At 50.9% G+C, this 15,504-nt stretch carries 14 protein-coding genes; all 14 read left to right on the top strand.

The window, feature by feature from the left end; all coding sequences use genetic code 11:
* Window positions 1–23 precede the first annotated feature (23 nt).
* Window positions 24–1,463 (top strand): aldehyde dehydrogenase family protein, encoded by a 1,440-nt coding sequence (locus tag EBS36_04775; protein NBU32465.1) that lies wholly within the window; start codon window positions 24–26, stop codon window positions 1,461–1,463.
* Between the two features lie 3 nt (window positions 1,464–1,466).
* Window positions 1,467–2,672 carry a 1-deoxy-D-xylulose-5-phosphate reductoisomerase gene (locus tag EBS36_04780; protein NBU32466.1) on the top strand — a complete coding sequence of 402 codons (1,206 nt, stop codon included), beginning with the start codon at window positions 1,467–1,469 and terminating at the stop codon, window positions 2,670–2,672.
* A complete protein-coding gene (locus EBS36_04785) occupies window positions 2,672–3,976 on the top strand; it encodes an RIP metalloprotease (protein ID NBU32467.1) in 1,305 nt (434 codons plus the stop codon). Before EBS36_04780 ends, EBS36_04785 begins: the two co-directional genes overlap by 1 nt.
* 46 nt (window positions 3,977–4,022) lie before the next feature.
* Window positions 4,023–5,177 (top strand): flavodoxin-dependent (E)-4-hydroxy-3-methylbut-2-enyl-diphosphate synthase, encoded by a 1,155-nt coding sequence (locus tag EBS36_04790; protein NBU32468.1) that lies wholly within the window; start codon window positions 4,023–4,025, stop codon window positions 5,175–5,177.
* 2 nt (window positions 5,178–5,179) lie between these two features.
* Window positions 5,180–6,019, top strand: coding sequence for a GNAT family N-acetyltransferase (locus tag EBS36_04795; GenBank protein NBU32469.1), 840 nt, complete (start codon window positions 5,180–5,182; stop codon window positions 6,017–6,019).
* A 78-nt stretch (window positions 6,020–6,097) separates the two neighbouring features.
* On the top strand, window positions 6,098–7,840 hold the full coding sequence (locus EBS36_04800) for a proline--tRNA ligase (GenBank protein NBU32470.1): 1,743 nt from the start codon (window positions 6,098–6,100) through the stop codon (window positions 7,838–7,840).
* A gap of 2 nt (window positions 7,841–7,842) precedes the next feature.
* A complete protein-coding gene (locus EBS36_04805) occupies window positions 7,843–8,571 on the top strand; it encodes an HAD family hydrolase (GenBank protein NBU32471.1) in 729 nt (242 codons plus the stop codon).
* A gap of 117 nt (window positions 8,572–8,688) precedes the next feature.
* On the top strand, window positions 8,689–9,156 hold the full coding sequence (rimP, locus tag EBS36_04810; protein NBU32472.1) for a ribosome maturation factor RimP: 468 nt from the start codon (window positions 8,689–8,691) through the stop codon (window positions 9,154–9,156).
* 2 nt (window positions 9,157–9,158) lie between these two features.
* Window positions 9,159–10,130 (top strand): transcription termination/antitermination protein NusA, encoded by a 972-nt coding sequence (nusA, locus tag EBS36_04815; GenBank protein ID NBU32473.1) that lies wholly within the window; start codon window positions 9,159–9,161, stop codon window positions 10,128–10,130.
* Between the two features lie 63 nt (window positions 10,131–10,193).
* Window positions 10,194–10,454, top strand: coding sequence for a YlxR family protein (locus EBS36_04820; protein ID NBU32474.1), 261 nt, complete (start codon window positions 10,194–10,196; stop codon window positions 10,452–10,454).
* A 150-nt stretch (window positions 10,455–10,604) separates the two neighbouring features.
* On the top strand, window positions 10,605–13,235 hold the full coding sequence (locus tag EBS36_04825) for a translation initiation factor IF-2 (GenBank protein NBU32475.1): 2,631 nt from the start codon (window positions 10,605–10,607) through the stop codon (window positions 13,233–13,235).
* Between the two features lie 35 nt (window positions 13,236–13,270).
* Entirely contained in the window at window positions 13,271–13,711 is a 441-nt protein-coding gene (rbfA, locus tag EBS36_04830) for a 30S ribosome-binding factor RbfA (GenBank protein NBU32476.1), read from the top strand.
* Window positions 13,711–14,691: a bifunctional oligoribonuclease/PAP phosphatase NrnA gene (locus tag EBS36_04835; GenBank protein ID NBU32477.1), complete on the top strand. Its 981-nt coding sequence runs from the start codon at window positions 13,711–13,713 to the stop codon at window positions 14,689–14,691. Before rbfA ends, EBS36_04835 begins: the two co-directional genes overlap by 1 nt.
* 3 nt (window positions 14,692–14,694) lie before the next feature.
* Window positions 14,695–15,504, top strand: an 810-nt coding sequence (gene truB, locus EBS36_04840; protein NBU32478.1) for a tRNA pseudouridine(55) synthase TruB, incomplete at its 3' end; no start/stop codon positions are given.

Here is a 15,504-nt window from a genome sequence, read left to right on the forward strand (position 1 = left end):
CACAAGGGGCGTACCGTAGGGGTATGAAATCTGCCTACCCGTTTTGGATCGCCGGAAAGGCCACGGTGAGTGACCAGATTGTTCAGGTTAACCACCCAACCGGTGGCCTTGTGGCCGAACACTATTTGCCAACAGATGATGATGTTGAGCGTGCAGTTGCTGCCGCTTGGTCAGTCAGGCACGAGGCAGCGGCAACATCGGCTGCTAAGCGAGCCGCCGCGTTGATGCATGTCTCAAATCAGTTGCAGGCACGCCATGAGGAGGTTGCCCGAATCATCACGGACGAAGGCGGTAAGCCGATTATGTGGTCGCGCGTTGAGGTTAATCGCGCAATCAGTACTTTTAGATGGGCAGCAGAAGAAGCTAGGCGATTTGGCGGGGAACTTCAACGCATCGACACAGATGCAACAAGTGAAGGGCGCATCGGTGTCATTCGAAGGTTTCCGCTGGGCCCAGTGCTGGGGATTGCACCATTTAATTTCCCACTCAATTTAGTTGCACACAAAGTAGCTCCTGCGTTAGCAGTCGGTGCTCCGATCATCATCAAGCCGGCCGCAGCCACACCGATTAGCGCACTGATTCTTGGTGAAATCCTGAGTGAGACTGATCTACCGGCAGGAATGTGGTCGATTCTGCCAATCTCTCGTGAAGCGACCTCACGAATCACAACCGATGAACGCTTGCCAATTTTGTCCTTCACGGGATCAGATACCGTCGGCTATGAGATTCAAAAACTAATCCCGCATAAACATGTCATCCTCGAATTAGGTGGCAATGCTGCCGCTGTAGTGCTTGACGACTGGTCAAGTGAACAAGACATCGAATTCGCCGCCACCCGGATTGCAACATTCGGTGCGTCACAAGCTGGGCAATCCTGTATTTCGGTGCAGCGCGTGATAATTCATGATGCGATTTACGACAAAATTGTGCCGAAGATAGTCGACAAAACACAAGCCCTTACGCTAACTGATGCCTACGATGAGAAAACAGTTGTCGGGCCACTGATTAATGAGGCTAATGCTCAGCGAGTTGAGCAATGGGTTGATGAAGCAGTGGCTGGCGGTGCAAAGGTTTTAACCGGAGGTCAGCGTGATGGCGCTTATTACCAAGCAACGGTTCTTACTGATGTGCCCGGTAAGGCAAAAGTTTCAGCATGTGAAGTATTCGGACCAGTTATCGTGCTCACTCGTGTTAAGTCAACGGAAGAAGCCTTCGCGGTAGTCAATGACTCGGATTACGGTTTACAAGCTGGAGTATTCACTCATGACATACAAACAGCATTTTTGGCGCAAAGTACCTTGGAAGTTGGCGGCGTTATCATCGGAGATGTGCCAGCTTTCCGGGCAGATCACATGCCTTATGGTGGCTTGAAAAATTCTGGAGTGGGTAAAGAAGGTGTGCGTTGGGCAATGGAAGATTTAACCCACGAGCGCATCATGGTGCTCACTGACTTAACGCTCTAGTAGGTGACCGAAATTTCTAAATCGACACCCCGCCGAATCGTAATTCTTGGCGCTACTGGATCAATTGGCAAACAGGCATTAGAGATTGTCGAAAATAATCCTGACCTATTCCAAGTGGTTGGACTTTCAGCTGGTAGCAATCTGGAGTTACTTGCCCAACAGGCAATCAAATTCAGCGTTGACTCGGTTGCCATTGCAGATGAGACCAGGGCTGAGCAACTAATTCAGATTTTGCAGGACAAGGCAAATGGGAAAGCAATTCCCAAGGTGCTCGCTGGAGCGAATGGCGCTGCCGCACTTGCCTCCAGCCAATGCGATGTCGTTCTGAACGGCATCACTGGCTCTGCCGGACTGCTACCAACAGTTGCTACCTTGAAGGCCGGCACCCAGTTGGCATTGGCCAATAAAGAATCCCTCGTAATCGGTGGCCGGGCCGTAACTTCGTTAGCCCAGCCAGGGCAGATTGTCCCGGTTGATTCAGAACATTCGGCACTAGCTCAGTGTTTGCGCTCAGGTAGCAAATCCGAGGTGCGAAAACTTATTCTCACCGCCAGCGGCGGCCCATTTCGCAATGCGACGGCCGAGCAATTAGCTGGTGTGACAGTCGAACAAGCTCTAAATCATCCAACTTGGACCATGGGGCCCGTGGTCACAATCAATTCTGCAACGATGTTCAACAAGGGTCTTGAAATTATTGAGGCACATTTACTTTTTTCTGTTCCATTGGATCGAATTGAAGTTGTCGTTCATCCACAATCAGTCGTTCACTCAATGGTGGAATTTATTGATGGTTCAACAATTGCGCAAGCAAGTCCGCCCGATATGCACCTGCCGATTGCACTAGGGCTAGCTTGGCCAGACCGGGTGGCCGACAGTAGCGCCGCTTGCGATTGGTCGAGTGCTACCCAGTGGTCGTTTGAGCCAGTTAATGACGAGTTATTTCCGGCCGTGCAAACCGCCAAGCGAGTTGGGCAACTTGCCGGCACTGCGCCTGCGGTTATGAATGCTGCCAACGAAGTGGCAGTGGATCTTTTTCTAGGTGAGAAACTTCCATATCTGGGCATAATGCAATTAGTACAAGCAACAGTTGAGCAGCACATCATCAGCGGATTCGTGTCGGATGAACACCTGACAATTGAGGATGTAATTAGGGCCAGTGACTGGGCGACGAACTTTGCCCGGCAACTAAATGAGCGCGGGAGTAGTTAATGTCGGGATTGCTCGGAGTCGTCATCTTCGTTTTGTCGCTTCTGGCATCAATCGGATTGCACGAACTGGGTCACATGTTGCCAGCTAAGCGCTTTGGCGTCCGAGTAAGTCAGTACATGATTGGCTTTGGCCCCACACTTTGGTCTAAATCAAAAGGAGACACCGAATACGGACTAAAGGCCATACCGCTTGGTGGCTATGTTCGAATAGTCGGGATGTTCGGACCACGCAGAAAACCACTTGTCGAGGGTGAAGAGGGAACCTTCACTTCGTTAATTGAAGGCGCTCGAGCGGCCTCACTTCAAGAGATTCGTGAAGGCGAAGAAGATAGGGCGTTCTATTTACTATCTGCCCCAAAGAAATTTATCGTCATGTTCGGCGGACCATTCACCAATTTCCTCATCGCCTGCGTATTGATCTCAATTGCAAATGTTGGCCTTGGACTTTCAACTCCAACCACGACCATTGCCAAAGTGGTTGATTGCGTTCCAACGACTGCTAACCCCGAAGGAATCCTGTCAACGGATAATTCGTGTGGCAGTGGTCTATTTTCGCCGGCTTATTCGGCTGGACTAAAACCTGGCGACCAGTTGGTTTCGGTAAATGGCGTGACGCTGACTGACTGGCTTTCGCTGGGAACAGTTATTGATCCGCTAGCCGGCAAGCGGGCGACGATTCAAATTCTGCGCGATGGCGAAAAGCAGTCTCTGAGTATCAAACTGGCAAGGCGCGAGATTCCAGTTTACGACGAGCAAGGCAACGACACTGGCAAGAAGGAAACAGTCGGCTTTGTCGGAATTCGGCCACAGAATGCCACGGAACGAAGAAATATTCTGGAAATGCCTGGCTACATATATGGGCAAGTTAAAACAACCTTGCGCGCGCTGCTCTCATTCCCAAAAGCTACGTTAAGCATGAGTGAGACTTTGGTCACCTCAAAGCCCCGAGATGAAAATGGGCCAATCAGCGTTGTTGGCATCAGTCAAGTCAGTGGGCAAATCGCTACTGAAGATTCAGTTGCAATATCAGACAAGATTTATGCATTTCTCATGCTGATTGCATCAATCAACATGTTCCTCTTCATCTTCAATTTGGTACCTGTGTTACCGCTAGATGGTGGTCACATTGCTGGAGCTATTTACGAAGGCCTCAGAAAGCAGCTGGCCAGATTGCGTAAAAAGCCCGATCCTGGGCCCGTTGACACCGCCCGAATGATGCCGATGGCACTGCTAATGGGAGTGTTTCTAATCTCAATTGCCGTGCTGTCGATTCTGCTGGATTTGATAAAGCCCATCTCGTTCTAGTCACCTGCATCAGGCAGAAATTAGTGGCGTGCCCGATAATAGAAACATGTCAGCACCGATTGGAATGCCAGAGCTTCCCCCTCCCGTATTAGCCCCACGTCGGAAAAGTCGACAGCTGTTACTGCGTCACGATAAGAGTCCCGTTTTAGTCGGTGGCGGAGCGCCAGTTAGTGTCCAATCAATGGCCACCACACTGACCGCCGACATAAATTCAACGCTTCAGCAAATTGCTGAGTTGACGGCATCTGGCTGCCAGATAGTGCGCGTGGCTGTGCCGAGTCAGGATGACGCAGATGCCCTGCCGATTATTGCTAAGAAGAGCAGTATTCCAGTTATCGCTGACATCCACTTCCAACCCAAATACGTATTTGCCGCAATCGATGCTGGCGTGGCAGCGGTACGAGTAAATCCGGGCAACATTAAACAGTTCGATGACAAGGTCAAAGAGATTGCCAAAGCAGCAGGTGAAACTGGAACACCAATTCGTATCGGCGTGAATGCTGGAAGTTTGGATAAGCGACTTTTGGAGAAGTACGGCAAAGCGACTCCAGAGGCACTAGTTGAGTCAGCGCTCTGGGAGTGCTCACTTTTTGAAGAACATGGTTTCCGCGATCTAAAAATTTCGGTTAAGCACCACGACCCAGTGGTTATGGTGCAGGCTTATCGGTTACTTGCTGAACAGTGTGACTACCCATTGCACTTGGGGGTAACTGAGGCCGGTCCACAGTTCCAAGGAACCATCAAATCTGCGGTAGCTTTTGGTGCACTTTTATCACAAGGTATTGGCGACACAATTCGCGTTTCACTATCAGCACCACCAGTTGAAGAAGTAAAAGTCGGTATTCAAATTCTGGAGTCCTTGAATTTGAAACAGCGTGGCCTCGAGATTGTTTCGTGTCCATCTTGTGGCCGCGCTCAAGTTGATGTCTACACCTTGGCAGAGCAGGTTACTGAAGGATTGAAAGACTTTGAAGTTCCTTTGCGTGTGGCAGTTATGGGCTGTGTGGTGAATGGACCTGGTGAAGCTCGCGAAGCCGATCTAGGTGTTGCCAGCGGAAATGGAAAGGGTCAGATTTTTGTTCGTGGCGAAGTTATCAAAACAGTTCCCGAATCAGAAATCGTAGCCACTTTGCTCGAGGAGGCACACAAACTAGCTGCTGAAATGGGCGAGACCGGAGCGCCAAGCGTTTCCATTTCATAACGATGGGGTTCGAACTCCGTCCAATCGATGCCAACAGCCTCGACCAACTTAATGAACTTATTTGCGCTAATCCAGTTAGAAATAGTTACGTCGCATCCCGCCTAGAGCAACACGGTCTGGCTGGAATAAATCGCAGATCTTTGGAAATTGTGGGTGCTTTTGCTGGGCAGCGACTGGAGTCGGCGATGTTATTTGGCGCAAACTTGGTTCCGATAGCAACTACGCAGCCGACTCAGAAGGTTTTTGCCGACTTGTTGGTCCGACAAGGTCGTAAGTGCTCTTCGATTGTTGGTCCAGCAAATGAGGTGCTACAACTGTGGTCCATGCTCGAGCACGCATGGGGGCCGGCCCGAGCTATTCGGCCAAATCAACCACTGATGATGACCCAGACTCCAAGTCTGATTGCCGGCGATGATCGGGTCCACTACTCATCCTTAACGGATTTAGATGTGATTTTTCCAGCTTGTGTTTCGATGTTTACTCAGGAAGTTGGCATCTCTCCTGTGGACAATGGCGGTGGGCCCGCTTATCGAAATCGGATCAGTGAACTTATCTCCGCCAGACACTCGTTTGTTCGAATAGATAATGATCAAGTTACTTTCAAGACTGAAGTTGGCAGCGTAGGCGCTGGCGTTGCCCAGTTGCAGGGAGTTTGGGTGAATCCAGAATTGCGCGGTCAAGGTGTTGGGGCTTCTGCGCTTTCAACAGTGGTCAGATATGTGCTAGCTGACATTGCGCCAACCGTCAGCTTGTATGTGAATGATTTCAATAGGTCAGCCATCTCCGTCTATGAAAAAGTTGGCTTCAAGCAGGTTGACAGTTTCGCCACCGTGCTTTTCTGATGACAGGTGAGTCGCTGCTGGCTTAGTTCTCGGTACGATTAAGCAGTCTGAGTTTTAAGGAGCCACCTAGTGTTACGCATGTCGACCCTGTTCTTACGAACACTGCGGGAAGACCCAGCAGATGCGGAAGTCCCTAGTCACAAACTGCTCGTTCGGGGCGGGTTCGTTCGCCGTATTTCACCGGGCATTTTCTCTTGGCTCCCACTTGGGTATCAGGTTTATCGAAATGTCGAACGGATCATCCGCGAAGAGATGAATCACGCGGGCTTCCAGGAAGTGCACTTCCCAGCTCTATTGCCAAGAGAACCGTACGAGGCGACTTCTCGCTGGAACGAGTACGGCCCAACTTTATTTCGCCTACAAGACCGTAAAGATGTCGATTACTTATTGGGCCCTACGCACGAAGAGATGTTCACTTTAATGGTCAAAGGTGAATATTCCTCCTACAAAGATCTGCCAGTAAGTCTGTACCAGATTCAGACGAAGTTCCGAGATGAAGCTCGTCCTAGGGCTGGAATTTTACGTGGCCGTGAATTCGTCATGAAGGACTCTTATTCTTTTGACATTGATGAGGCCGGACTTGCGCTGTCTTATGAAAAGCATCGTCAGGCATACATCAAAACATTTGAGCGTCTTGGCTTGGAGTTCGTTATTGTTTCGGCAACTTCGGGTGCGATGGGTGGCTCAGCTAGCGAGGAATTTTTAGCGCCATGTGAAATCGGCGAGGACACTTTTGTGCAATGTTCATCTTGTGGCCACGCCGCCAACGTTGAAGCAATTGTGACTCCGTCGTTAGCACAGGTTGATGCCAGCGATGTTCCGGCATTCCACGAAGAGGCAACGCCAGGTGCAAGTTCGATTTCAGATTTGGTTGAGTTTTCAAACACAAATTTCGGCGGCTCAGTTACGGCCGCAGACACTTTAAAGTGCGTCGTGGTTATGCTCACACACATTGATGGGTCGCAAAGCCCATTGGTAATTGGTCTGCCTGGCGATCGCGAATTGGATGTTAAGCGACTTGAAGCCGCTGTTCATCCAGCAACAGCTCGCCCATTTGAAGATGTCGACTTCGCCAAATATAGGCAGTTGGTTAAAGGTTTCATCGGGCCACAAATATTGGGCACAGATTCTCAGTCTGGGATCCGCTTTGCTGTCGATCCACGAGTTGCCGTCGGAACTTCGTGGATTTCCGGAGCTAATAAAGTGGATACGCATGTTTACGACCTAGTTGCTGGCCGTGATTTCAGTTGGGATGAAGTGGTTGACGCTGCAGAGATCCGCGAAGGCGATTCTTGTGCCCAATGCTCAGCGCCGCTGAACATTGCCCGAGGAATCGAAATTGGACACATCTTTCAGCTCGGTCGCAAGTATGCCGAAGCTCTTGACCTGAAAGTTCTTGATGAAAACGGCAAGCTAGTCACGGTAACAATGGGCTCGTATGGCATCGGGGTATCCCGTGCGGTCGCTGCTATTGCTGAACAATCCCATGATGAAAAAGGCTTGATTTGGCCACGGGAAGTAGCGCCTGCGGATGTCCACATTGTGGCCACCGGCAAAGATGATGAGGTGTTTTCAGCCGCAGACGAATTAGCCCAGTCACTTGAAAGCAGTGGAATCCGAGTTTTGATTGATGATCGCAGGGGAGTTTCACCAGGCGTTAAATTCAATGACTCAGAGTTATTGGGCATCCCAACAATTGTTGTTGTCGGCAAGGGGCTAGCCGATGGCGTGGTTGAAGTTCGCGATCGCCATTCTGGCGCACAAGCAAATGTTGAATTCGCTAAAGCTCACTCACACATCGTTGAGGTCGTCTCAGGCTAGCCATGTCAATCAAGGCTGTAATTTTCGATTGGGGTGGCACGCTAACACCGTGGCACCCTGTTGACTTACGCGAGCAATGGCGAGCTTACGCCGCCACATATGATGCAGATCGAGTTGAAGAACTAGCCGAAGCACTGCACACTGCAGAACAGTCGCGGTGGTCTCGCCAGTTGAACACAATGGGCGAGGTTGGCACGGGCGTATTAGAAGATCTGTTTGTTGATGCAGGTGTGGACACTTCGAGCCCAAATCATCAAGCTGCACTGGAAAGTTACTTGACGGCTTGGGACCCCCATACCTACACCGACGAAGACGCGGTTCCACTACTTGAGGCATTGCGCGGTCGCGGCATTCGCACGGGGGTGCTATCAAACACCATGTGGCCTCGTTGGCATCATGAACGAGTACTTGAACGCGATGGAGTACTGCACCTTTTTGATTACCTGCTATTCACTAGCGATGTAGCAACTGGCAAACCACACAGAACGGTGTTTGCCGATGTGCTTTACAACTTGGATGTTGAACCGCATGAAGCGGCTTTTGTTGGCGATCGGATGTTTGATGATATCCACGGCGCGCAGTCGGTGGGAATGCGCGGAATTTGGATCCCGCATTCCAAGTTGCCGGCTGCAGAAACGCCAGATTTGGGAGTTGTTCCGGCGGCGATTGCCCAGCGCTTGGCAGATGTTTTGCACATTGTTAATAACTGGAATAGTGCAGAAAACGCCTAGTTTGACCAGACAATAGTTGGTTTTTAGTAAACAAATTCGAATACCAATATGCCGACATCGATTTCTGGCGTATCCTTGCGGTCATAACTGCTCGACCAAATTGAAAAGGCGCTAGATATGGCTACGGTTGCTGAATTAACCCAACACCTTAGTCCTGTTGTGTCCGAACTTGGTTACGAAGTAGACGAAATCGTATTGACATCGGCCGGTCGACGCCGAGTTCTCGAAGTGATAATCGATGCCGATCAGCCCGTTGATTTAACTGCCATAGCTGAAACCTCGCGTGCTATTTCCACCTACCTTGACGGCAGCACTGTAATGGGCGAAATGCCATACCTTCTTGAAGTTTCGACTCGAGGTGTTGACCGCCCACTAACTAAGCCGGCACATTGGCGACGCAACATTGGACGCTTAGTTGAGATCAAGGGAAGTTCACACAATCTAACTGGCCGAATAACCGGGTTCATTGAACCGAGGGTTACTTTGACGGTTGAGGGCCAGGTACATGAAGTCGACATAACAGATATTTCCAAAGCGACTATTCAAGTTGAATTCAAAAAACTTGATGAAGAAGAACAGGACTAGTTATGGACATCGACATGACAGCGCTAAAAGGTTTGACCCGTGAGCGGGGACTCTCACTTGACTATGTAGTCGAGTCAATCGAGCAAGCGCTAAATGTTGCCTATCAGCACACCGCAGACTCATTACCGAATAGTCGAGTGCACCTGGATCGGGCAACCGGTCACGTAGTTGTCTTCTCAAGAGAGTTTGACGATGACGGCAATGTGGTTAGTGAGCAAGAAGTTACGCCACAAGGCTTTGGTCGGGTGGCCGCTTCGCTCGCCAGAGGTGTTATTGCCCAGCGTCTCAAGGCGGCTGATGACGATGCAACGGTCGCCCAGTTCGCCGCAAAAGAAGGCGACATCGTTTCAGGTGTGATCCAGCAGGGCAGTGATAAACGATTGATTTTCGTTGACCTAGGCGTAGTTGAAGGTGTGCTTCCGCCCGAAGAATGGGTCCCTGGCGAGGAGTATGCACATGGTCGCCGAATCCGTTGCTACATAGTTTCGGTAAAAAAGGGTCCTAAAGGCCCAATCATCACGTTGTCTCGAAGCCATCCGCGCTTTGTTGAGGAGCTATTCAAACTCGAAGTACCAGAAATTGCAGATGGCACAGTAAAAATCGAGGGGATAGCCCGCGAAGCAGGTCATCGCACCAAGATTGCAGTAGCCACTGCTGTTGTCGGCGTTAATCCAAAGGGCTCGTGTATTGGTCCGATGGGTTCGAGAGTTCGCGCGGTTATGACAGAACTAAATGGCGAAAAGATTGACATCGTTGATTACAGCGACGACTTGGCCGAGTATGTCACTCACGCTCTTTCGCCAGCCCCCGTGGTCTCAGCTGAAGTGCTAGATCTTGAAAATCGGGTAGTTCGGGTTGTCGTTCCGGACTATAAATTGTCCTTAGCTATTGGCCGTGAAGGACAAAATGCCCGCTTAGCTGCTCGACTCACAGGTGCCAAAATCGACATCAAATCCGATACTGCGCTTGCCTAAACCCGCCAGTTTCAGGCAAAAAATAGGGCTAAGTCCAAGTTCGGACTAAACTAGGGAAGGTTCATGACTATGACTGCATCTCGCATGTGCGTTGGCTGTCGGGGTCGCGAACCGCAGAATCTGCTGATTCGGGTAGTTTGCAGCGACAATCACGCGGTGATTGACGCCAGCCAGACCGCCTCAGGTCGGGGGGCATGGTTGCACCCTAATCCTGAATGTTTCAGCACTGCAATCGGGAGGAAAGCGATTGCTCGCGCATTGCGAGTACCAACTTCACTCGATGTCACCGCAGTAGCAGATTTTGCAACATCAACACTTACGTAATGGGAGTTCCGTATGTCAACCAACACGGTCGCGTTCTAACAATGAGCGTGCGCAAGCAGAGCGTTCAACAATGAACGCCAAGGAAACACAAACGGTCCGGTAACTATTGGCTTAGCACCCGGATCAGACTGGAGAAACGTGGCAGCCAAGATTCGGGTCTGGGAAATCGCTCAGGCAGCAGATGTCGAGAGTAGCGAAGTCATCAGCAAACTCGCTGAAATTAATGAATTTGTTAAATCTGCATCATCATCAGTTGAACCTTTTGTCTTTAAGAAATTAAAAGCGAAGTTCCCTGAGTTAGATGTAGAAGTAATTCCAGGTGCAGTAAAAAAAGCTGCTACCAAAAAAGCTGCTACCAAGAAAGCAGCCGAACAGCCGATTGAACCTTCTGAAGCGGTTGTCGCAGAAGTCACTGACGAGCCCGTCGATTCACAGCCGGCAGCTCCCACAGCAACACCCGGCGCAATTCCAAGGCCGCCCGCACCACGTCCTGGCCCTCGCCCAGGCGGTCCCCGTCCTGGTAACAATCCATTTAGTACTGGCGGAGCTCGTCCAGGCGGCCCCCGTCCTGGTAACAATCCATTTAGTACTGGCGATGGTGGAGCTCGCCCAGGTGGTCCCCGTCCAGCTGGTGCTGGTGGCCCACGTCCAGGCGGTCCACGTCCTGGCGGCCCGGGGGGACCAGGCGGTCCACGCACTGGCGGACCAGGCGCCCGAACCGGTGATCGTCCAGATCGCGGTGGCTTCGCAGGCCCTCGTCCTGGCGCTGGCACTGGCGGACCTGGAGGTGCTCCAAGTGCTGGCGGTCCTGGTGGTCGCCCAGGGCGTCCTGGTGCTACCGGAGGTCGAGGCAATGCGGCCGGTGCTTTCGGTAAGTCTGGCAGTCGCCCCTCTAAAGGTCGTAAGTCAAAGCGCGCGAAGCGGCAAGAATTTGACAACATGGTCGCACCAACCATCGGTGGTGTAACTCTGCCAATGGGTCAAGGTCAGGTACTGCGGATGCCACGTGGCTCATCGCTAACCGACTTTGCGGAAAAGATTGGCACCGAACCGGCTGCATTGGTTCAGTTGCTTTTCAAACTCGGCGCAATGATGACGGCAACTCAATCAGTTGATGAAGACACTTTGGCTTTGCTCGGCGCCGAACTTAACTATGACGTTCAGGTTATTAGTCCCGAGGACGAAGATCGCGAACTCTTAGAATCCTTCGACCTGGAATTTGGCCATGAAGGCGACGAAGACACGCTGGAAATTCGTCCACCAGTTGTCACGGTCATGGGTCACGTTGATCATGGTAAAACTCGATTACTTGACGCAATTCGGCAGACCAACGTAATTGAGCGTGAAGCCGGTGGCATCACCCAGCACATTGGCGCTTATCAAATCCATCACGTACATGAAGGCATCGATCGGGCAATTACCTTCATCGATACCCCAGGTCACGAAGCGTTCACCGCTATGCGTGCTCGTGGTGCTCAGGTAACTGACATTGCCATTTTGGTTGTCGCTGCCGATGATGGTGTAAAGCCACAGACTGTTGAAGCACTCAATCACGCTCAGGCTGCTGGTGTTCCGATTGTTGTAGCTGTAAACAAGATCGATAAGGAAGGCGCTGACCCGGCAAAGGTTCGTGGTCAGTTAACTGAATACGGATTGGTTCCTGAAGAGTACGGTGGCGACACCATGTTTGTGGACGTATCTGCCAAGAGCATGCTCAACATTGATGAACTTATTGATTCAGTTTTACTTACGGCTGATGCTGGCCTTGATCTTCGGGCCAATCCAAACCAGGATGCCCAGGGTGTCGCCATCGAAGCACATCTAGATCGCGGTCGCGGACCAGTTGCAACCGTTCTGGTGCAGCGTGGAACTTTGACCCCGGGTGCCTCAATTGTTGTTGGCGATGCCTACGGTCGCGTTCGCGCACTGCTGGACGAAGATGGTGTCGCTGTTGAATCGGCTGGCCCGGCTCGAGCAGTTCAGGTGCTCGGACTTACTTCAGTTCCAGGCGCTGGCGATTCATTCCTAGTGGTTGATGAAGATAGAACTGCGCGCCAAATTGCTCAGTCGCGTCAGGCCCGCGAGCGCAACGCTGAGTTGGCCAAGCGTCGCAAGCGTCATACTCTAGATGACGTTCTGCGCAGTTTGGAAAAGGGCGAAATAGCCGAACTTAAGATCATTATTAAAGGTGACGTCTCCGGTTCGGTAGAAGCGCTGGAAGATGCACTACTCGCCCTTGATATTGGTGACGAGAATGTGTCATTGCGCGTAATCCACCGAGGCGTTGGTGCTATTACGGAAAACGACGTCACTCTTGCTGCCGCCTCAGACGCGCTCATCATCGGCTTCAACGTTCGACCAGAAGGCAAGACGCGAGAACTGGCCGATCGCGAAGATGTCGAAATCCGCTTCTACAACGTCATCTACTCAGTCATTGACGACATAGAGTCGGCGCTTAAAGGTATGCGCAAGGCAGAGTATGAAGAAATTGAGCTGGGTAGCGCTGAAATTCGTGAAGTATTCCGGTCGAGCAAGTTTGGAAACATCGCCGGATGTATTGTCACTGACGGCCTAATTAAGCGAAAGGCCAAAGCTCGCCTCATGCGCGATGGCGCAATCGTGCATCAAGAACTTTCGGTCGATACACTCCGTCGATTCAAAGATGATGCGACCGAAGTTAAGGAAGGATTCGAGTGCGGTATCGGACTTGGCTCATTCAATGACATCAAGGTCGGCGATGTAATCGTTACCTACGAATTGCGCGAAAAGAAACTCGACTAGTTCGGGTTCGTATCGAGTAGGAAAGGAGATTAGCCATGGTTGATGTCGCCAGAGCTCGCCGCTTGGGCGAGCGCATCCAAGAGATTGCTGCCGAGACCTTAGAACTTAAGGTCAAAGACCCGCGTTTAGGTTTCGTTACGGTTACTGCAGCTCGGTTAACTCCTGATTTACGCGATGCCACAATTTTTTACACGGTTTACGGAACTGAGGAAGAGGCAATTGGAACTGCTGCGGCACTTGAGTCGGCAAAGGGCTTAGTGCGAAGCGAGATTGGTAAGCGTACCGGCATCAAATTCACGCCAACTATCGAATTTATTCGTGACGCGTTACCCGAAACCGTGCGAGCCATAGATGACTTACTGCGGGAAGCTAAGAAGGCAGATCAAGAGGTCAATGCCCAAGCCGCAAAAGCCACTTATGCGGGGGACGCAGATCCTTATCGCGCCTCTGGCGATGTGATGGATAACGATTTGTGATGATTGAATTCGACCAAGACTGGACTGGGGCAGTAGAACTAATTGAGCAGGCACAATCTGTTCTGTTAATTGCACATGTCTGCCCAGACCCAGACGCACTTGGTTCAGCGCTGGCAATCGGCTTGGCACTAGAAAGCCTAAACAAGAAAGTTCAGGTTTCAGTTGGTGAGCCTGGCTTTGCTGTTCCGGAGTCGTTGCAGGTTTTGCCAGGAAAACACCTAGTAGTCGCTCCTGAAAATTTGGAGCCAGCGGATCTAGTTATTTCGTGCGACACATCTTCACATGAACGACTTGGAGTACTCGAGGAAACGTTAGCTTGCGCAGAAAATTCCATTGCGATTGACCATCATCCATCATTTACTGGCTTCGGCAAACTTCATTTGGTTGATCCAGACGCTGCGGCTACCGCTGAGCTCGCTTTGGAATTGATTGATTTGCTTAAGGTTGAACTAAATGCCGATATTGCATCGGCTATCTATGCCGGGCTAGCAACTGACACAGGCTCATTCCGGTACAACTCAACTACTGCTTACACAATGCAGATTGCGGCCCGACTTTTTGCGACTGGAATCGATCATGCAAAGTTGGCAATCGAGCTATTTGATAATGAATCATTTGAGGCAATTCAGATGTTGGCGGATGCCTTGAAGCGGGCGCAGTTATTGCCTGATGCGGCAAATGGCCGTGGACTTGTCTACACCTCAATCTCTGTAAATGAGCGTCGTGGTTTGCCCGAATTAGCAATGGAGCGAGTTATTGATACTTTGCGCCGCACCTCAGAAGCCGAAGTATCAGCAATTTTTAAGCAAGGAGATGACGGCCTCTGGAAAGGTTCACTGCGCAGCAAAACAACAGTTGATGTCGGTGCAGTAGGTACTGCCTTAGGTGGCGGTGGACACAGTTACGCCGCTGGATACACCGGATCGGACAATCTGGAACAGATGATTCTGGACCTTAAAGAAGCGCTAGCAAAGGTTTAGGTACTGGTGGACGGCATCGTATTAGTCGACAAACCACAAGGTCCAACTTCACATGATGTGGTGCGCAAATTGCGCAAGATTTTTAACACTAAAAAAGTGGGCCACGCTGGCACCTTAGATCCAATGGCAACTGGAATGCTTATTATCGGCGTCGGCAAAGCTACCAGATTACTTGGCTATCTAAGTCAGTCCGAAAAAGAATATGTAGGCACTATTCGGCTAGGTATTTCAACGACAACCGATGATGCTCAGGGTGAAGTGGTCACGAAATCGAGTACCAGAGGCCTGACTCAAGCACAAATTATCGAAAACCTGCGCGATTTTCGTGGCCACATCATGCAACGACCAAGCTCAGTTAGTGCTATCCAAGTCGATGGCAAGCGAGCGTACGCTCGGGTTCGTGCTGGCGAAGAAGTAGAACTTCCGCTAAGAGAGGTTACTCTCCACGACTGCGTGACACTTTCAACCACCGATAACCCCGAGTTGGATGTCATCGACATTGAAGTTCGAGTAGTCTGCAGTGCTGGAACTTATATTCGAGCGATAGCTCGTGATTTAGGTAATGCCCTGGGCGTTGGCGGTCATTTAATCTCACTTCGCCGAACCCGAAGCGGACCATTTACGGCCATGAGCTCACTCGAGCAACTCGCTTTAGCGCCAGAAGTTCTGGATCTAACTAGTACGATCCGCTCAACCTTCAAGTGTGTGCAAATTGATGAAGAGCAAACCGAGCGCGCCCTGCATGGAGTCAGAGTACCGGCCCCAATTGATGCGTCGGGCACGGTAGGCGTGCTCGGTGATAATGGTCAGGTA

The organism is Actinomycetota bacterium, from assembly GCA_009923495.1.
Taxonomy (GTDB): domain Bacteria; phylum Actinomycetota; class Actinomycetes; order S36-B12; family UBA5976; genus UBA5976.

Excerpts from the sequence above, each read along its gene's own strand:
- EBS36_04795 (NBU32469.1), top strand. The coding sequence starts at position 5,180 with ATGGGGTTCGAACTCCGTCCAATCGATGCCAACAGCCTCGACCAACTT.
- rimP (NBU32472.1), top strand. The coding sequence starts at position 8,689 with ATGGCTACGGTTGCTGAATTAACCCAACACCTTAGTCCTGTTGTGTCC.
- nusA (NBU32473.1), top strand. The coding sequence starts at position 9,159 with ATGGACATCGACATGACAGCGCTAAAAGGTTTGACCCGTGAGCGGGGA.
- rbfA (NBU32476.1), top strand. The coding sequence starts at position 13,271 with ATGGTTGATGTCGCCAGAGCTCGCCGCTTGGGCGAGCGCATCCAAGAG.
- EBS36_04790 (NBU32468.1), top strand. The coding sequence starts at position 4,023 with ATGTCAGCACCGATTGGAATGCCAGAGCTTCCCCCTCCCGTATTAGCC.
- EBS36_04805 (NBU32471.1), top strand. The coding sequence starts at position 7,843 with ATGTCAATCAAGGCTGTAATTTTCGATTGGGGTGGCACGCTAACACCG.
- EBS36_04820 (NBU32474.1), top strand. The coding sequence starts at position 10,194 with ATGACTATGACTGCATCTCGCATGTGCGTTGGCTGTCGGGGTCGCGAA.
- EBS36_04775 (NBU32465.1), top strand. The coding sequence starts at position 24 with ATGAAATCTGCCTACCCGTTTTGGATCGCCGGAAAGGCCACGGTGAGT.
- EBS36_04835 (NBU32477.1), top strand. The coding sequence starts at position 13,711 with ATGATTGAATTCGACCAAGACTGGACTGGGGCAGTAGAACTAATTGAG.
- EBS36_04785 (NBU32467.1), top strand. The coding sequence starts at position 2,672 with ATGTCGGGATTGCTCGGAGTCGTCATCTTCGTTTTGTCGCTTCTGGCA.
- EBS36_04800 (NBU32470.1), top strand. The coding sequence starts at position 6,098 with ATGTCGACCCTGTTCTTACGAACACTGCGGGAAGACCCAGCAGATGCG.